This is a genomic window from Micrococcaceae bacterium Sec5.7 (assembly GCA_039636785.1).
GTDB lineage: Bacteria > Actinomycetota > Actinomycetes > Actinomycetales > Micrococcaceae > Arthrobacter.
Window position 1 is genome coordinate 593269 of the sequence record CP144169.1, and the last position, 18404, is coordinate 611672.

Genomic DNA, 18404 nt, shown 5'->3' on the forward strand with positions numbered 1-18404 from the left:
CCGCCCATGAGTACCAGCGCCACGTGGAGCAGCTCTTCGGGCCGGATGATGTTTTTCCGGCGCCCGTTCCACGAGTACTCGTTGCGTGGACGGGTGACCCTGAGCCAGATGCCGCTCTCCGTGACGGCCGGTTTCACCGGCGTCGTGATTACAGGGTTGTTTCCTCAGACGCTGGCGAATCCTCTGTTCGCCAGCTTCCTGGTCTCGCAAGTCCTCATCCTGGGGCTCTGTTACGCCGTTCCGTGGGACCGCCTGCCGTTCGCGAGCTTCCTGGTGGTTCCCATACTGGACCTCGCCTCCATCTCGTTGGCACGGGAAGGCGGCCAGGAAAGCCTGACCGGCATCGGCCTGATGGCGGTTTTTCCGGTCATCTGGCTGTGCGCCGCCGGCGTGTACCCCAAGACTGCAGTGGCCCTCTCCTTCGTCGGCCCGCTTGCCATGATCTGGGTTCCCCTGCTTATCCGCTGGGAAGTAACCGGTCAGGACTTCGCCCGCTCCGTGCTGGTACCCATGATCATGCTGGGGATCGGCGTTTCCGTGACCGTGATGACGCTCAGCATGGTCCGCCAGCAACGGGATCTGGAGGAAAAGGACGTCCAGCTGGAGATCGCGCTCCGGGACAGCAAGCGCCAGGAGGAGCTGCTGAATACGGTGCTGGACACGGTCCATCTGGGTGTCCTGGCCGTTGACGCAGGCGGCAAAGATATCCTGATGAACCGCAAACAGAGAGCACACCACCGGCTGGCCACGCCGGCCGGCGTCGATGATCCCAACGAGTCCCAGTTGCTTGTATTCGAAGCGGACCGCACCACCGAGGTCCCGGTGGAAGAGCGACCCGTCCGGCGGGCCGTGCTTGGCGAGACCTTCACCGACTACCTCGTCTGGCTTGGTGCCGGCAGCGAACAGCGCGCCATCACCACCAGTGCACGGGCCATGAAGGACGCCGACGGCAATTTCGCCGGCTCCGTCATCGTGTTCAGCGACGTCACCGACCTGGTGAACGCGCTGGCAGCCAAGGACGACTTCGTATCCAATGTCTCGCACGAATTCCGGACTCCGCTGACCTCGATCGTGGGTTATGTGGAGTTGATGCTTGACGGCGAGAACGAACTTCCCGACTCGCAGATCGCACCGTTGAAAATCATCCAGCGGAACTCCGAGCGGCTCCTCACCCTGGTTTCGGATCTCCTCTCCAGCAGGAGCGGACAACTGATCGTGAGTCCCCAGGCGGTGGATGTGGCGGAACTGGTGCGCGCCAGCGTTTCCGCGGCGTTGCCCAGGGCCGGAGACTCCGGGATCCGGCTGAGCGCCGACGCCCCGGACCGGCTGGACGCGCACGTTGATTCTGCCCGCATCTCCCAGGTTCTGGACAACCTGGTCTCCAACGCCATCAAGTACTCCCCCGACGGCGGCGACGTGGTTGTTTCGCTCAGGCCGGAAGACGGCCAGGTAGTGTGCCGCGTCAGCGATACGGGCATGGGAATGAGTTACAGGGACCAGGCCGAAGCCTTCACCAAGTTCTTCCGGTCCGGCAGCGTGCGGAACACTGCGATTCCCGGTGTGGGATTGGGCCTGCCCATCACCAAGGCGATCGTGGAGGCGCATGGCGGCAACATCGATCTGCAAAGTACCGTGGGAAAGGGAACTACGTTCACGTTCCGGGTGCCGGTCTAGCCATTCGCCTGCCGCACCAATTCGCCCCAGGACTGCTGCGCCAGGTCCCTGACGGAGGCCAGGATTTCCGACGGCGGCAGGGACAGATCCAGCGGGAACTCAATGACGTCGATGTCGGTGTTAAGGATCCGCCGCAGCTTCATCTCGCCGGAGCCGGCGTAGATCAGCCAGGCCGTGGGAACGCGGAGAGCTGTGCAGAAGGCGAGCATCTGGAAGTGGTCCGCAGACAACGATGCACCCAGGTCCGAGCTGGCCTTGTACTTGGTGTCATAGACCACCACCGGGCGTCCACCGAGCAGATGCACGGCACCCGGGCGGACGGTGAGCCGGTCCGAATCCCGCACGGCCTCGTTCAGCATGGCGTTGTACTGCAGCCGCATTTCCCCCGGATACTGCGCCATGGCTTCGCGCAAGGCTGTGCCCACAAAGTCCTCGAACACCCTGGCCATATCCACCACAAACGACGCCGTCTGCTGTTTGCCGTCCCCTGCTTCGGCTGATGCGTTCCGCAGGATCAGCTCGGACAGACGCAACACCGAGTGATAGCGGACGTTCATCCGCGTTGGCCGCCACGGCGGCAGTGGCGCTCCGGACTGAACCCGGGTGACGGCGTCGAGCTTCCCCTTCAGTTGCCGCAGGCGGCTGAGGACCTCGGGCCGGACGCGCGGAACCTGGCCCATCCGTTCCAGAGCGGCGCGCAGGATGCGGTTCTCCGGGATGTCTTCGGTGAATTCGTCGTAGGAAACCTCCAACGGGACCAGCATGCCGGGCCGGCGCGAGATCTGGTCCGAGATCCGGATCCTGCCCTTGACGGTGCGGAGGGATTCGTCAACGGTGAGGTAGCCCTGCAGCACCCCGCGGTTCAGGGCGCGTTCAGCCAGCTGCGCCAGGGATTCGGCCAGTGCGCTCCACAGATCGCGGTCCTCCACCGCCGCCACGGTGCCCTCGCGGAAGCCCTGGTTTCCGGCGTAGCTGAGCAGGAAAAGGAGCCTGCTCAGGCCCAGCCTGTCCTTGGGCCGGACCTCCAGCTGCACCGTGGGTGTCCGGACAGATCCCACCATGCCCACGGGCTCGATCCGGTACAGGCCCATCCCCATGGGTGATGCCTTTGCCAGGCCGCTGGAGTTCACGAACGCGGCGCTGGCCGTGTCAAGTTTGTCCACGATTCCGCCGGACAGCTCGTCCAGAACGAGGTGCCGAACGGGCGGACCCGGCCGGCCGCCCGCACGAATGCGTCCGGCGGAACCGGCGGGGCTGGCGGAACCAGCGGGACTAGCGGGGCTAGCGGAACCAGCGGGTCCGGCGGAACGGGCGGGACTAGCGGGGCTCAAGGCGTCCCAAGAGCTGTTCCAGGCCGAAGCGTTCTTCCAGCTGGGCACGGTTGAGCTGGCCGTGGTAGTGCTCCCCCAGCAGCGGCATCAGTTCATATTTCCAGATCCGTCGCAGCCCGGCGGGCGTCTGCGCGGCCTTCTTCATAAAGTAGGACGGGCCGATCATCAGGTCCCTGTCCCACTCATCGATTGCCTCGTTGAGCGCATCCAGCAGCAGCGCCGGCGTCGTATCCAGGTTGCGGGCCTGCAGGAACCGCAGCAGCGAACCCTTTACCGGCTCCGTCTGAGGGTGCAGTTCGATGAACGCGAAGCGGCGGCGGATGGCCGCGTCCATCATGGCGATGGAACGGTCGGCCGTGTTCATGGTGCCGATGATGTACAGATTGTCCGGGAGCGTGAACGGCTCATTGGGGCTGTACTGCAGGTAGATGCGGTCGTCGCGGTATTCCAGCAGGAAGTAGAGCTCGCCGAACACCTTGGCCAGGTTGGCGCGGTTCATTTCGTCAATGATCAGGAAGTAGGGCTTGGTCTCGTTGCCTGGTTTTGCGGCTTCCGCGGCCAGCCGGCGCAGCGGACCGGCCACGAGTTTGAAGGACACCTGGCCTTCGTCTGTCTTGTCCGGCCGGTAGCCCTCAAAGAAGTCCTCATAGGCGTAGGACGGGTGGAACTGCACGAGCTTCACGCGCTCATCCGTGCTGTCATCAGCCAGCTGCGCGGCCAGGTGTTTGGCCAGGTACGTTTTGCCTGTTCCGGGCGGGCCGTAGAGGACAAGCTGCCGGTTCTCTTCGAGCAGTTCGGCAATCTCCTGCAGCGGCTCAAGATCCATGTGGAGCGAGTCCGCAAATTCGCGCGTAAGCGGGCGGAAACCTTCGGGAACGGGTTCGACGACGGCGGCCGGCTCGGTGCCGTCCTCGTCTTCCGGTTCGGCTTCGACGGGGAGCAGCGCCTGCAGTGCCTGGACCACGCGGGTGACGTCCACGATGATTCCGGGCGTGGCCAGCTGCCGCTGGACATGGCGGGGAAGGTCGGTCATGGTGTGGTTTTCGTCGAACCAGCGGACTTTACGGCGCAAGCGGCGGTTGTCCTCGTCATGCGCCGGTTCGCCAAGCACCACACCCACCCGGGCCGCACCGGCGTGCTGGTACAGCACCAGGTCCCCGGGCTTCATTACCGTGAGGAAGGCGAAGACGGCGGTCTTCGTGTCCTCACGCTCCACATAGCCCAGGTGCTTGTAATCCTCGTCCACCGCGTGCTGAACCAGCCCGGCGGTAACGCCCGGGTCAAGCAGGCGGAGATGTTCGACGTCGAGCGTCACCTTTTCTTCGCTCTGCCAGGCGGCGAGCAGCTCGGCGTTGTCATGGTGGGTGCGCAGCAGCCACGCACGGCGGCCGGGATCGCCTACCTTGCGCCACTGGCTCACCAGCTGGCGGGCGTACCAGTCGATGCGCTGCCCCGCCTGCTCGTCGAGGTGCAGGCGGATGCGGTGGATGTCCGCGGTGATGTCCTCATCGCTGTCGCCCTTGGCGCCGCCCACCAGCGACGCGAACGCGTCCCTGATCTCCTGGCGTTCCACATCCGCCACCACGGGCTCGAAATAGCTGGGCCACGCCAGGAATTCGATGCTGCGGCGGATGGCCGGCTGGTCCCCGGGAGTCCCCGTGGCGAGCTGGTGGAAGGCCAGCGGGTCCTTGAGCGCCTTGTTGATGGCGGCGGTGGGCTGCTGGTCCACGTGCTGCACAAGACGGCACAGCCACTTCAGGTGGTCCCAGATGGTCCAGTTGAATTCTGCTGTGCGGTCACGGATGACTCCATGGTCCGTCATGCCCTGGTACAGCTCTTCCGGGAGCTCAAGCGGCGGCTCCAGCCACGACGCCGCCTCGGCCACGCGCGCGCGCTTGACCTTGAGTGATTTGACCTCGTGGGCCAGCGGCAGGGACTGCAGGAAAAGCAGCTCAACGGCAAGCTGCTTGGCTGCCCGGGAGGCGTCCTGCAGGTTCTGCCTGAGGTTTGTCATCATGGGCGCCTTGGAGTCCGGAACGCCCCGCTCCAGGCGCTCCAAAAGCTCGGCCGCGGCGTCCGACGTCCATGTCAGCGTGCGTCCGTCGAGCGCTGACGGCTTGCCCTGCAGACCTGCACCGAGTACATACCAGGCCGCGTCTTCGATCTCTTTGGAAATGCCGAGGGCGCGGGTCATGGCAGGCTTCGGGGCAGGGGTCATGCCTTCAAATTTACAGGCTTAAGCTGGGTGCCAGCACCATAACGCAGTGAAGTTACCAGCCGGTAATCCTTAATGGATGACGTATGTTTTCTTAGTTTCGTCGAAGTCGTGCTGGCTGCTCACCCGAGCGGCGGCGGCTCCGGGCAGTCGCTCCTGGGCGGCGGGGCGCTACTGCATACCGAACTGATACGGCGACGGTACGGGCTCGCCGGGGCAAACCTCCAGCCACAGCTCCGAGATGGAGTTCTCTCCTTCGCGCAGGTCCGCCACTTCAACGCCCGCCCGGAGGATGTCTGCCGCCTCCGCCCGCCGGCCGGAGCGGGCCAGCGCCAGCGATTTCAGAAAAAGGACGCGTCCGACGGCGGCCCCTTCAGCGGGAGCCTCCCCCGCGTCTGCCGCGTCTGCCGCGTTTGCGTCCGGCGCGTCCGCGTCTGCCGCCAGGGCGAGAGCGCCGCGGGGATCCCCGTGCCGAATGTGGAGGGCCATGGCCTCATGCAGGAGCGGAATATTGGCAGAGGCCACTGGGACGGGGCCTTGGGAGGCACGGTCCAGGGAGGATGCCTTGGTGGCGAGTGAGACCGCGTGGGCCAGCTCGTCCAGACCTTGCCGGATGTCGCCCGAGGCGATCAGCGCCAGGCCAAGGCCCCGGCGCGTCAGGGCCTCCGGTATTTCCGGGGCTTCCGCGGCAGAGGCATCGGGAGCGGCACCATCCCTGGACGAACCCGCCGCGCTGCCGCCTTGGGGTGCCGCAGCGAGTGCCTGCCTGTACAAATCCACGGCACCGCGTATGTCCTGCCGGGCGTGTTTCATGGTGGCCAGATGGAACATTGAAGCACGTGTCCCCTCTCCGGCCAGGAACTCTTCGAAGTCCCCGCCGGCTGCAAAGCTGCCCGCACCCTGAAAACCCTTGCCGTCCAGAAGCTCCAGCCAGGGCCGCTGTTCTTCCGTGATGGTGTCCTGCGGAAACGGCGTGCCGGCATCGTTGATCCAGGGACGCCCTGCATGTCGTCGGCGGGCGTCTTCCAGTGCACCCCAGCCGCTGCCGGGCAGGAGATATTCCGTTGGCGGAATATCCGCGTTCCTGACGGCTTCCTCAAGAATTCCGTCCAGGGCATGTTCCGGAAGCAACCCATCCACAGCCTCCTGCGCGTGGGCCACCGCAGCAGAATAATCCTCGCTGTGGGACGATGCCGGGTCGAGTCCCGCGTTGCCGTAGGCCTCAAGCCAGCTCCACTCCGCGCCGCCGGGCATGGAAAGGTGCTCGAACTGGGTCTGGGCAAGCCCTGCCTGAATCTCCGCGTACGTCCCACCCGCCGGGCTGAGCCATTCCTGCCAGCGCCGGCCGCCGGGACCCTCTCCCCAGGCGAAGAGCTTCCTGCCCCTGAGCCGCCGGCTGGACAGCATGGCCAGCCCGTCGCCGTCGTGATCCGCAGCAGCTATCCAGCGGCGCTGGTCTGGCTGCAGATCAAAAAAGTAGTCAGCGGCGTGCGGATTCCGGGCCGGCCACGTGGCATCGATTCCGCCGTGGTTGGCCGGGCGGACACGGGAAATGCCCGCAGGATATCCGGTGGCAAAGGCCTCTTCGGCCGGAGCTATCACCCTGGTAGCCGGCGATTCCGGAATGGCTGCGTTGCTCCACCAGTACATGGGGACCGGGAGCTCGTTCGGGTTCCGGATCCGCACGGCCACGAATAGAACCGCTGAATCCTCCGGCAGCCACGCGTCCACCTGAAACACCACTTCGCGAAGCCGATCGAACTCCCACATACGAAGCACGCGGTGCCCTTCCGGCGTGTCCACCACTGCCGTGTGGAGCGGACTGCAGGTGGTGGGCGAATGGCCCCTGGTGCCGATGTTCCATTCGATTCCGCCGGCGAACCAGGCATCCCGCAGTGCCAGATTGGCGAACTGCAGGGTGGAGGGCGAGTGCAGCAGCTGCTTCCCGGTGCGCTTGTCCAGCAGCTCCCACAGCCTGCCGCCCAGTTCCGGCAGGAATACAGCCCGGAGCCGGCTGTTTTCCAGCACGACGGCGGCCACGTCCCGCCGTTCGCGCTGGCGCGTGTAGCCATCCTGCAGCTGGTACGGGTAGATGTTGGGCACACCCCCGAAGGCGCCGGCGGCCTGCAGCTCCTCCGGCACTCCATCGCCGAAGCTGAACGGCTGGCTGTCCCACGCAGTCACGGGCGGCAGCGGGCTGAGCGGGCCGAGTTCGGCAATCTCCAGCGTGGCGGTCTGGAAGGAAAGGGTGCCGTGGGCCGTTTCAGTCATTCTTTTCTCCTATGGTGAGCAGCACTCCACGGCCAGGTTCCAGCGTGACGGAAGAGCCGGCGTCGTACGTTTTGGCTTCCTGGAAACCGTCGATCTGCGGGGCCGCAAACGGAGCGTTGCGCAGCGATTGAGCTCCTTGATGTGCTGGCCCGAAGGCCGCGCACGCGGCGTCGTCGAACTCAAGGTGAACCGCAACCGGATGGTCAGCCCACGACGCCAACGCAACAACGGCGCGGTCCCCCGTGAACCAGATGGTTGCCAGTACTGCGGGATTGTTGGTGCGGACCGGCGGGGTGGCTGCCCAATGGCCGATCATGGAGGCCTCGGCCAAACCGGATTCGGCCCAGAACTTCCACAGCGGCCGGTTGTCCACTCTTGGCGCGCGCCCGGTCATGCCAAAAACCATGCCACGCCAGGGGTTGCCGCCGCCCTCCAGCATCTCGCCCATCAGGCCGAACGGGATTCCGGAAAGCTCCACGAGCCAATAGTCCGGGGTGGTGTTGTTGTAGTCGAAATACTCGCCCAGCCGCAGCCGGTCAATGTAGGGAAGGTGCTCCAGATACAGGTTGGCGGAGGACGCAAAGCCATCGCGGGCCGTGAACTGGTTGGCGGAATGCAGGTCGATTTCCGGTGCGGCACAGTTTCTGTCCAGGACCTTGCGGACGCGGAGCATGGTGTGGCGGTCATAGGCGATGTCGTCGAGGTAGATTCCCTCCACCCCCGTTTCCCGGACCAGCTCCTGCATCCCCCTGACATAGGAGTTCTGCAGCCGTGATTCGCCGGTGGTCACCACCGAAATATCGTCGACGTCGGGCGCGAACCAGGCTGACACATAGCCGGCACCCGCGTGTTCCTGGAGCCAGACGTGGCCGGCGCCCGGGCCGTCGCTGAAGATCTCGTGGTCAAGGGAGAGCATGGGAAGCAGCTCCGGGCTGTGGAAGGTCAGCTCACGCACGGTGTTGTAGACCTTGACCTTGAGTCCGTGCATTTTCGCCGCGGCTACGTAGCTGGCCAGCTTGTCTGCCCGGAGGAGCGGATCGTTGATATAGGGCGCCGGGCCGGTGGCGTGGTGCACGTTGACCACGGTGGCTCCGGATGCCCTGACCTGCGCGGGATCCGCTGGCGCGTGGAAGTACCTGTTGGCCAGGTGGCGCTGCGGTTCGATCGGCTTGAAGGGCGTGAGCAGCAGCCGGAAATCAAAGTCCAGGGTCTCTCCGGCCACCATGGTGCGGCTTCCGCCGAACGCCCGCAGCCGCGCGGTTTCTCCGGTGGTGCGGAGCGTCACCCCGCCCCTGACGTGGGTGCCGGGGTATTCCTGCCCGGCCTCTGCCCCGTGCCGCGCGTCTCCCGCATGTTGGGGCCCTCCCGCAGGGGCGGCCTGACGGTTGGCCCACGAGACCGGCTCGATGAGCGGTTGCTGACGGTAGAAGTTGGTGTTGAGCGGGCGCTCGTAGCCGCCGTCCCGGAGAGACAACTGCAGCCCGGCATTTACCGAGCCAAGCCAGAGCGCATCCTGGTTCCGGTTGGCCACGTCCCAGCACCAGTCCAGCGAGTCCGGGCGGCGGCCTCCGGGCACGCCCAGTCCCATGGCCAGCGGGACTGCCTGCGTGTGCAGCACTGCAGTGAGTGCGATGTCCTCCAACTCAGCCATGCCGCCCGCCGTCAACCGCAGCGCATAACTGAGGGCGCCGTCGGCTTCCAATACCCCGCGCAAGCGCACGCCAAGCCCGCCGGAACTGTCCGGGCTGGATGTCCACTGGCTGGATGTCCACTGGCACGTCCAGCTGATCTGGCCCGGCCCGTCCACCACAAAGTCCAGCGGTGAGTAGGTCCAGGCCGGCCCGGCGGTGAATTCCATCGGGGCGGCCAGCAGCTCTGTTGCTGCGGCGTCAGTTTCGGTGACGTTGGTGCTGAAGGTGGAGCTCAGCTGGGATGGAAGGCCTGACGGCGCAAGCCTCACCTTCCGCCCCAGGATTCCCAGCTCCCGCTCCCGCGCATCCAGGGTGACAGGTGTGTACGGGGCCACCACACCCCGGTCCTGGGCAACGGTGGAGTCCAGCCATGTGAGCCGCCGCAGATACTTCGGGTCCCCGAAACCGCCGGCCAGAATCTCCGGAGCTGCTTCGTCGATGCCGGCCACATCCAGTGTCACGGACACCGTACGGCCGGTTATGGGGCGGACGGTTACAGGCGGCACGATTGGAGGGCGGACCGCTACCGGCGTGGCGTCACAGCCTTCATCCGGCTCTGCGTTTGAAATGGACGCAGAGACCCTGATGCTCGACTCGAGGGTGGTTCCGGCCGCCTCCCGCGGGATGGGGATCACGCAGTAGAGGGCCTGGACACTCCCCCGCGGCACGGTCAGTGTCCTGGTGAAGGGCTTGCCAAGGCGGTCGGTTCCCTCAGTGTTCAGGCAGCGGCCGCCGGCCGGCGCGGCTACATCAACCTCGACGCCGTCGAGGTCAGCCAGGGCATACAGCCCCAGCTGCACAACATAGTCTTCGCCGGGCTGGGCGGCATCGCGGAACTCACCGGACGGGCCGTTGACAGCCCAGTGGGCCGGCACTGCGTTTCGCATCGATACCGGATTCAGCCGGTTTTCTGCGAAGACCAGGAAAGCCGCTCCTGGATGGGAATCATGCAGCGCCTGCACTTCCCCGGCAGTGGCAATGAAGTTCATGGGCGCGAAGGAGTCCCGTGGGCTCGCGGACTCGTACCGGACTGCCGTGGCCTGGGCCAGCTCGGGAATGTCAGTCCACATGGAGGGTGTCACCGCCGCAGCCCACTCGGGATCCGCCGTGGGCCGGTACGGGAGGTACCCGGCCTGGGGGTAGTGGGCCCGGCCGAGCATGGCATAGGGAAGGTAGTAGAACCAGTAGGTTCCGGGGCCGTCGATCGGTTCGAAGATCAGCTCGCCTGCGGCGGCATCAACCCGGGTAACCACAACATTCCGGACCCGTGTCCCGCTGGCGGCCGACACCACAATCACGTCCACGTTGCCCGGATGCTCATCCTGGCGGCGCCAGGGAAGACGGATACGGTTGGCGTTTGGTTGCTTGGCGTTTGCCAGGCCTGCGGCGGCACCGGCGTTATTGGCGCCGGCTTCATGGCCGCCGGCTTCATGGCCGCCGGCTTCATCGGCGCCGGCACGGCTCGCCAGGGGCTGCTGAGCCTCAACAACCATACGGTGGTTGCCGTAAAGGAATTTGTCCCAGCTGCCGACGCCGCACTCCAACTCGGGATGCCCCGGAACCCCCTCGAAGTACTCGTGATGGGCGCGGATGGCCGGGGACTGCAACATGGCAGTGACTCCTGAACGTGGCTGTCGACTCATGGAATCCACCACCCGTGATCACGGGAGGTGAATCCTTCCATCATTCGTGGCTCCAATGGACTTGTAAAGCGGTATTACAATCCACAATCGGACGCATTGCGCTCTGTTGCCGCCACGGCACGGGAGCTCGGGATCCGCGCCTCAGCGACTCCGCAGCCTCCGCTGCTGCCTGAGGACGCCGCTGTTTGCCCGACTATGTGCCCACCTATTTGACGGCGGCGCTCGTCTTCCGCCCGAATATGAAGTAACTCCCCGGGCCGACGAAGTTGATCAGGCTGGCAAGCCGCCACAATATCTTGGGACCGCGGATCTGCTCAGCGGTGCGGCGCGAAATATCGCGCTGGGCTGCAACCAGGAACGCCAGCTGCGCCACTCCCACGGCAACAACGCCGATCCGCGCGGACGGTGAGAGTTCTTTCCAGGTCTTCTTCTTCTTCGCCATGATTACAGCTCCTTGCTTCCGGTGTTCCTTCTCAAGATCCCGCTCGGTGCGGGCCCCGTCAAGACGGGCGCAGTACCCTGGCCCAGTCAAGACGCGCAGTACTCAGGCGCAGGCCGCCCGAGCAGCCCGGACCACTTCGGCATCGGTGACCTGATAGGCCGTGGGATCGGCGCCGTCGGCAGCACCCAAGGAGACGGCGCCGGCGGACAACGTGGACACGGTCTTCTTGGCCGACAGGTGTACGGCGCTCAGCCCCGAGCGCCGCATCGCCGGAATGTCCTGCACCGTGAGACCTCCCCCCGCCATGATTTCCAGCTGACCTGCCGCCCGCTGGACCATCCGCTCCAGAGTCCCCAGCCCGGCACCGGCCGTGGCTGCATGGCCGGAGCTCAGGACGCGGGTGAAGCCCAGCTCAATCAACAGTTCGACGGCGGCCAGCGGATCCGGCGTCTGGTCGATGGCCCGGTGAAAAGTCAGCTGGGCAATGGGGTTCGCGTTCCTGGCCGCCGCCACGAGGCGACGTGTGGCCGGAACATCCACACCGCCGGCGGGAGTCAGGGCGCCGGTCACCACACCGTGCGCACCCTGCGCCAGGAGGTGCCTGGCTTCGCGGGCCATGGTGTCCAGCTCCCCTTCGGAGTACAGGAAGTCGCCGGGGCGGCACCTGACCAACGGGTGGATTTCCAGCCGGCCGTCCACCTGTTCGGCGGCGGCTTCCATCAGGCCCTGGGTGGGCGTGATGCCGCCCAGCTCCAGGCTGCTGCACAGTTCAATCCGGTGTGCGCCCTCGCTGGCGGCGATTCCGGCGCCGTCGGCACTGACCACTGCAATCTCAAGTTTCATGGGTATCTCCTGGCTGGCAATGGCATTCAAACGGCGGCCACCCGCCAACGGATCTAGGCCACAAACGGCGCAAGCCGTTCCCTCTGCCCCGGGGTCAGCCGCAGCACGCTGCCGGTGGCTTCGTCAACAAACGCGAGGTGGCTCGTGGCCTTGACGCAATCCTCGCGGGTCACGGGGTCCTGCACAAGGTAGTGGATGTCGAAACTGGCGCCCTTGACTGCACCGATCCACAACTGCACCACGGCAGGCACGTTGCGGTATTCAAGTGTCCTGACATAGCGGATCTTATGCTCCACCACCAAGGCCATGGTGCCCTCGGCAACGTCGTTGAAGAGGGAAACCTGAGGCTCCACTCCGGGGAGCCCTGCCCCTCTGGGCGGACCGAACGCCGCGATGCGGGCTTCCTCGAGAATCCGGACAATCTGCACATTGTTCATATGTCCGTAAGCGTCCATGTCTCCCCAGCGCATCGGCACAAGCACCTCGATGCGCCGGGGATCCAGGCTGCCCGCGGAGCCTGACGCAGTCAGCTGTGCACCGCCGTCGAGTCATCCACTACGGATTCCTCGACGTCGGAGCCGGCGAACTGGGACATGTAGAGGCGGTAGTACGCGCCTTCCGCGGCCAGCAACGCCTTGTGGTTGCCCTGCTCCACAATCTTGCCGTTCTCCATCACCAGGATGGTATCGGCGTCGCGGATAGTGGACAGCCGGTGCGCAATGACGAAGCTGGTCCGGTCCGTCCGCAGTGCGGCCATGGCCTTCTGCACCAGCAGCTCAGTACGCGTATCCACCGAGCTGGTGGCCTCGTCCAGGATCAGCAGCGAGGGGTTGGCCACGAACGCACGGGCGATGGTGATGAGCTGCTTCTCACCGGCGCTGACGTTGTTGCCTTCCTCGTCAATGACGGTGTCGTAACCATCCGGAAGCCCACGGGCAAAACGGTCCACGAACGTGGCCTTGGCTGCTGCCATGACCTGCTCCTCGGTGGCGTCCAGCCTGCCGTACTTGATGTTGTCGTAAATGGATCCGCCGAACAGCCACGCGTCCTGCAGCACCATGCCCACCTTGGACCGGAGCTCAGAGCGGCTCAGGTGGGTCACGTCCACTCCATCCAGCGTGATGGACCCGGAGCTCAGCTCGTAGAAGCGCATCACCAGGTTTACGAGGGTGGTTTTGCCGGCGCCGGTGGGCCCGACAATGGCCACGGTATGCCCGGGCTCGGCCGTGAAGGAGAGGTTCTCGATCAGCGGCCTGTCCTCGGTGTAGCTGAAGGTCACGTCCTTGAACTCCACGTGGCCGTCCGTCTTGACCGGCAGGTGTTCGGTGGCCGTCTCGGAGTCCTGCTCGTCAGCATCCAGGAATTCGAAGACACGCTCGGACGACGCCACGCCCGACTGGAGCATGTTGGCCATGCCCGCCATCTGGCCCAGGGGCTGGGTGAACTCGCGCGAGTACTGGATGAAGGCGGTGGCATCGCCCAGGGACATGGAGCCCGAGGCAACACGCAATCCGCCCACAACTGCGATGCCCACATAGCTGAGGTAGGACACGAACTGCATCACCGGGAAGATGATGCCGGAGACAAACTGCGCACCGAAGCTGGCCTTGTACAGGGCTTCGTTGCGCTCCTCGAAGCGCTCCAGCATGTCGGCATCGCGGCCGAAGACGCGAACCAGGTCATGCCCGGAGAAGGACTCCTCGATCTGCCCGTTCAGTTCGCCCGTGTTCTTCCACTGTGCGGCGAACAGCTTCTGGCTGCGTGAACCGATCACACCGGCTGCGACGCCGGAAAGCGGCAGGGCAATCAGGGCGATCAGTGCCAGCTGCCAGGACACGATGAACATCATGATCACAATGCCGATGACCGTCAGCAGCGAGCTGATCAACTGGGCGAAAGCCTGCTGGAGCGCCTGCTGGACGTTGTCGACGTCGTTGGTGACGCGGGAGAGAACGTCGCCTCGCTGGCGGGTGTCGAAGTAGTTCAGCGGCAGCCGGTTCAGCTTTTTTTCCGTGTCGTCACGGAGCCGGCGGATCACCTTCATCACAATCCGGTTCAGCACGTAGCCCTGCAGCCACAGGAAGATGTTGGCCACGAAGTACATCACCAGAACGAAGGAAATCAGGACGGTCAGTTTCTGGAAGTCGATCCCGGTTCCGGGGATCAGCTCCATCCGCGTGACCATGTCCGCGAAGTTGTCCTGGCCCTGCAGGCGCAGGCCGTCAACGAACTGGTCCTTGGACACCCCGGCGGGAAGCTGCTTGCCTACCACACCGCTGAAGATCACGTCCATGGCCTGGCCCAGCACCCTGGGTGCAATGACGTTCAGGACCACGGAGACAATCACCAGGCCGACCACCGCGTAGATGCCCAGCGCTTCAGGCTTCAGCAGACCCAGGAGACGCTTGGCGGACGGCCAGAAGTGCTCAGCCTTCTTGGCCGGCATACCGCCGAACATATCTCCATCGGCCTCCGTGGGCTTGTACTCGTCCTCGAACAATTCTTCGTCCTCCAGGACGTCCTGGCCGGCCACGGCTTCGTCTGCAGGTGCAGAGGCCTTCTTGTCGGCGCTCATGCCATTTCCTCCACGCTCAGCTGGGACTCAACAATTTCCTGGTACGTGGGCGACGTCTCCAGCAGCTCCTCGTGAGTGCCGCGGTCCACTATCCGGCCGTTGTCCAGCACCAGGATCTGGTCTGCCTCGGTGATGGTGGAGATCCGCTGCGCCACGATGATCACGGTGGCGTCCGCGGTGGTCCGCTTCAGGGCGCCGCGCAGGCGGGCATCCGTGGCAACGTCCAGCGCGGAGAAGGAATCGTCAAACAGGTACACCCTGGGCTTGGTCACCAGTGCCCGGGCGATGCACAGACGCTGGCGCTGGCCGCCGGAAACGTTGGTGCCGCCCTGCGAAATACGCGCCCCCAGGCCGTTCTTCTTTTCCCTGACGAAGTCTTCACCCTGGGCGGTGTGCAGGGCCTCCCACAGTTCCTCATCCGTTGCCTCGGTTTTGCCGAAGCGGAGGTTGTGCTCGATAGTGCCGGAGAAGAGGTAGGGCCGCTGGGGAACCAGGGCAACGCGTTTGGTGATTTCGGCGCGGTCCAGCTGGCTGACTGAAACGCCGTCGAGCAGCACCTCGCCTTCAGCCACATCGTAGAGGCGCGGCAGGAGAGAGAGCAGGGAGGTTTTGCCAGCACCCGTGGACCCGATGATGGCCATGGTCTCACCCGGCCTGGCCGTGAAACTGATATTGCTCAACACCGGAGACTCTGCCCCGGGGTAGGCGAAGGTGACGTTGCGGTACTCCACCACTCCCGCGAGATCTGCCGGCATGACCGGCTGCTTCGGGTCATGGATGGAGGGCTCGACGTCGAGCACCTCGCCAATGCGGTCCGCACACACCGAAGCACGCGGGATCATCATGGCCATAAAAGTACCCATCATGACTGCAATCAGGATCTGGAGCAGGTACTGCAGGAAAGCCGTCAGCGACCCCACCTGCATGGCGCCGGAATCAACGCGCTGGCCACCGAACCACAGCACCGCGGCCGTGGACAGGTGCAGAATCATTCCGATCGCCGGGAACATCAGCACAAACAACGCGCCGATCTTCAGCGAAACGTCCGTCAGTTCCTTGTTGGCTCCGCCGAAGCGCTCCGTCTCATAGGGCTCGCGGACAAAGGCGCGGACCACGCGGATGCCGATGATCTGCTCACGCAGGACTCCGTTGATGCGGTCGATCTTCTTCTGCATGGAGCGGAAGAGCGGCATCAGCCGGACCACGAGGTAGCCCACAACCGCTATCAAAATGGGAACCGATACCCACACAAGCCAGGACAGGCTGAGGTCCTCGCGCAGCGCCATGATGATGCCGCCGATGCACATGATGGGAGTGGAGACCATGAAGTTCAGCCCCATGAGCACCAGCATCTGGACCTGCTGGACATCATTGGTGCCCCGCGTGATCAGGGTGGGCGCGCCGAACGTGTTGACGTCCTTAGCGGAGAAGCTCGTCACCTTGCGGAAAACGCCGCGGCGCAGATCGCGCCCAACGGCCATGGCTGTCTTGGAGCCGAAGTAGACACCCGCGATGGCTGCGCCTACCTGGACGAACGCGACCAGGAGCATGACTCCGCCGGTGCGCCAGATGAAGTCCGTGTCGCCACGGGAAACACCTTCGTCGATGATCCGGGCGTTGAGGCTGGGTAGGTACAGCGCCGCAATCGTGGAGATCAGCTGGAATACAACGACCGCCACAATGTACGGCATGTACGGCTTGGAATAGCGCCGCATGAGGGTGACAAGCATGCCCACGGGTCCTTAGGAAGAGAGCGCGAAATGGTTAGGAATAGTAATAGCAGCTGGGTCTGACAGTCTTAGGCCTCCCACTCTACGAAATCCGTTGCCTCAGCGAAACATCGAACGGCAAATATCATCCTGGTTGGGTCCCCGTGTAGAAGTCCAATTGCTCCGGGTCCATGGAAAAAACGTGCCGACCAGGCCCTCCCGCCCGCGCCGCACCCCGCTGTCAGGAACCCAGCTGCCTACACGGCCGGGCGGCTTTAATGTGTTGCATATCGATCATTTTCAGTACAAGCTCCACTTAGCCGGGGCACCGTACACTGGACCCACCAGCGACGTAGCCAAACCCGATGCCGTCGCGCGAGCCGATCCTCCACCGCACCAGCGACATTGGCGAGATCCGCGTCTGAAGTCGCTTGTGCGTACGCTCTGCACGTTCGCGCATACCCCGCCCGGGCGGCAGCCCGGTTCCCTGATACGGATCGGAACGGACGCTGCCGGGATCGTGAACGCGGTCGTTATTCGCCTCCATCGTCTTGCCCTTCAAGATGTTTCGCCATTGCCTCACAAGCCCGGTTCCACCTTGCTGTGAGTGCGTGGCGGTTCAACGGCTCGAACATGCCGGTCAAGACCTTCTCGAGTGCGTCATACGCGGCGTCCTTAACCCGTTCCTGCGCCGCCGGGCTGTAGTAGTTCATGACAGGGATTCGATACGAGCGTCCTTACGGATGGCGTCCGAGTCTGGTCCCGACGCTCCCGTTGATTAAAGGAGCGTCGATCCAACCTCCTGCAAGCACAAGGAAGGACAGGCGAGAGACTCCAGGATCGGGATGCTATCAAGGTCCAAAGTGTTCATCTGCAGGATTCTGTCAGCAGAACGAGCCAACGGCAGCCCCGGAAGCCAGTCCCCCAACGCGACACGTTTCAGCCGCTCCCCCGTCGGCAAAATCCCGAATGTACAAAGGCCTCGGCGATTCTCGCATACCCCGTCTGTGATGGCTAGCCAGGGATGGCGGTTCAATCGCAGCTTGGGTTGGCGGTCACGCTCGCATGTCTTGCAAGCCGAGGGTTGAAAGAGGAAATCAGTGAGACACCTGTCGTGCCTGACAGCTCGCTGGCCGCGTAGGGCAGGTTTTCCGCGGCACTAAGGCTAGAAATCAGTGCCGAAGCTACTCGGATGTCAGTGAATCCCCGCCCTCGATGAAATCCTGCGCAAACCTTGAGGCACGGTGCGGTTGATCTTGAGCAGTGAGTGGGAATGTTGGTTCAGGCTCAGGAAGGTCTGAGTTTTGACCCAGGTCTCACCCCGGCGTCGATCGCAATTGTCGCCATATGGGCTAGTTGACCGTAGGTCACTGTCCCTGGAGGAAGACATGTCGACCATAGATGCGACGACGCCGCGGAACCGGCCCGCGTTGTGGTTTCTGATAATGCGATGCGGACGCAATCTTGGCGCCGTCATGACGGCAACGTTGATTGCGATTATTGTGGCGGTCACCATCGTGGCACCTGCACTGCAGGTACAGCTGTCGCCGGTCTTGACCGGCAGCATGCGCCCGGCATTCAGCCCGGGAGACCTTCTCATCACAGCTCCTGCGGATGTGGGTGACCTACACGCGGGACAAATCGCAGTATTCACCCCTCCAGGCGAAAATGCCCCCTACGCCCACCGGATCACTTCGGTCACCGGGGACTCCGCCCATCCGGTTCTGACAACCAAAGGCGACGCCAACCCCGCCAACGACCGGTGGAAGGCCGTGCTTTCCGGCCCGAAGGTGCCGGTAGTCTTCGCCACCGTCCCGTACGTCGGCTACGCACTGCTCTGGACGCAGAGCCCGGCACTTCGAGCCATTCTCGTCGGCTTGCTCGGGCTGTTGATGACCAGTGCCGGCATCCGACACATTCTACGCCAGCCCTCAACCGCCCCATCAAACCCAGAACAATCAGCAAACACAGTGCAACCAACAACCCTGTGACCGGACCCTCAGGTCCGTC

General features: G+C 64.3%; 12 protein-coding genes. 2 read left to right on the forward strand and 10 right to left on the reverse strand.

The window, feature by feature from the left end:
* The first annotated feature begins 6 nt into the window (after positions 1-6).
* Positions 7-1674 carry an ATP-binding protein gene (locus V3C33_02750; protein XAS68263.1) on the forward strand — a complete coding sequence of 556 codons (1668 nt, stop codon included), beginning with the start codon at positions 7-9 and terminating at the stop codon, positions 1672-1674.
* Here the strand turns inward: V3C33_02750 and V3C33_02755 are convergent.
* The 10 genes from V3C33_02755 to V3C33_02800 form a co-directional block, all read right to left on the reverse strand.
* Positions 1671-2861: a restriction endonuclease gene (locus V3C33_02755; protein ID XAS69624.1), complete on the reverse strand. Its 1191-nt coding sequence runs from the start codon at positions 2859-2861 to the stop codon at positions 1671-1673. The two genes, V3C33_02750 and V3C33_02755, sit on opposite strands and share 4 nt — an antisense overlap.
* Before the next feature lie 130 nt (positions 2862-2991).
* Positions 2992-5223, reverse strand: coding sequence for an AAA family ATPase (locus V3C33_02760; GenBank protein ID XAS68264.1), 2232 nt, complete (start codon positions 5221-5223; stop codon positions 2992-2994).
* A gap of 168 nt (positions 5224-5391) precedes the next feature.
* Entirely contained in the window at positions 5392-7491 is a 2100-nt protein-coding gene (locus V3C33_02765) for a DUF5107 domain-containing protein (GenBank protein ID XAS68265.1), read from the reverse strand.
* A complete protein-coding gene (locus tag V3C33_02770) occupies positions 7484-10792 on the reverse strand; it encodes a glycoside hydrolase domain-containing protein (GenBank protein XAS68266.1) in 3309 nt (1102 codons plus the stop codon). Before V3C33_02770 ends, V3C33_02765 begins: the two co-directional genes overlap by 8 nt.
* A 238-nt stretch (positions 10793-11030) precedes the next feature.
* Positions 11031-11267, reverse strand: coding sequence for a PLDc N-terminal domain-containing protein (locus V3C33_02775; protein XAS68267.1), 237 nt, complete (start codon positions 11265-11267; stop codon positions 11031-11033).
* A gap of 102 nt (positions 11268-11369) precedes the next feature.
* Complete coding sequence (locus V3C33_02780; protein ID XAS68268.1) at positions 11370-12110, reverse strand: copper homeostasis protein CutC; 741 nt, start codon at positions 12108-12110, stop codon at positions 11370-11372.
* Positions 12111-12163: 53 nt separating this feature from the next.
* Positions 12164-12580, reverse strand: coding sequence for a thioesterase family protein (locus V3C33_02785; protein XAS68269.1), 417 nt, complete (start codon positions 12578-12580; stop codon positions 12164-12166).
* A gap of 56 nt (positions 12581-12636) precedes the next feature.
* Positions 12637-14685 carry an ABC transporter ATP-binding protein gene (locus V3C33_02790; protein ID XAS68270.1) on the reverse strand — a complete coding sequence of 683 codons (2049 nt, stop codon included), beginning with the start codon at positions 14683-14685 and terminating at the stop codon, positions 12637-12639.
* On the reverse strand, positions 14682-16415 hold the full coding sequence (locus V3C33_02795; GenBank protein XAS68271.1) for an ABC transporter ATP-binding protein: 1734 nt from the start codon (positions 16413-16415) through the stop codon (positions 14682-14684). Before V3C33_02795 ends, V3C33_02790 begins: the two co-directional genes overlap by 4 nt.
* Positions 16416-16927: 512 nt before the next feature.
* Positions 16928-17107 carry a hypothetical protein gene (locus V3C33_02800; GenBank protein ID XAS68272.1) on the reverse strand — a complete coding sequence of 60 codons (180 nt, stop codon included), beginning with the start codon at positions 17105-17107 and terminating at the stop codon, positions 16928-16930.
* 762 nt (positions 17108-17869) lie between these two features.
* Here V3C33_02800 and V3C33_02805 point away from each other — a divergent pair.
* Positions 17870-18385: a signal peptidase I gene (locus V3C33_02805; protein XAS68273.1), complete on the forward strand. Its 516-nt coding sequence runs from the start codon at positions 17870-17872 to the stop codon at positions 18383-18385.
* The last annotated feature ends 19 nt before the right edge of the window (positions 18386-18404 follow it).

What these genes read in the sequence shown, in the direction of transcription:
- V3C33_02750 (XAS68263.1), top strand. Translation starts at nt 7, where the DNA reads ATGAGTACCAGCGCCACGTGGAGCAGCTCTTCGGGCCGGATGATGTTT.
- V3C33_02760 (XAS68264.1), bottom strand. Translation starts at nt 5,223, where the DNA reads ATGACCCCTGCCCCGAAGCCTGCCATGACCCGCGCCCTCGGCATTTCC.
- V3C33_02765 (XAS68265.1), bottom strand. Translation starts at nt 7,491, where the DNA reads ATGACTGAAACGGCCCACGGCACCCTTTCCTTCCAGACCGCCACGCTG.
- V3C33_02770 (XAS68266.1), bottom strand. Translation starts at nt 10,792, where the DNA reads ATGTTGCAGTCCCCGGCCATCCGCGCCCATCACGAGTACTTCGAGGGG.
- V3C33_02775 (XAS68267.1), bottom strand. Translation starts at nt 11,267, where the DNA reads ATGGCGAAGAAGAAGAAGACCTGGAAAGAACTCTCACCGTCCGCGCGG.
- V3C33_02780 (XAS68268.1), bottom strand. Translation starts at nt 12,110, where the DNA reads ATGAAACTTGAGATTGCAGTGGTCAGTGCCGACGGCGCCGGAATCGCC.
- V3C33_02785 (XAS68269.1), bottom strand. Translation starts at nt 12,580, where the DNA reads ATGCGCTGGGGAGACATGGACGCTTACGGACATATGAACAATGTGCAG.
- V3C33_02790 (XAS68270.1), bottom strand. Translation starts at nt 14,685, where the DNA reads ATGAGCGCCGACAAGAAGGCCTCTGCACCTGCAGACGAAGCCGTGGCC.
- V3C33_02795 (XAS68271.1), bottom strand. Translation starts at nt 16,415, where the DNA reads ATGCTTGTCACCCTCATGCGGCGCTATTCCAAGCCGTACATGCCGTAC.
- V3C33_02800 (XAS68272.1), bottom strand. Translation starts at nt 17,107, where the DNA reads ATGAACTACTACAGCCCGGCGGCGCAGGAACGGGTTAAGGACGCCGCG.
- V3C33_02805 (XAS68273.1), top strand. Translation starts at nt 17,870, where the DNA reads ATGACGGCAACGTTGATTGCGATTATTGTGGCGGTCACCATCGTGGCA.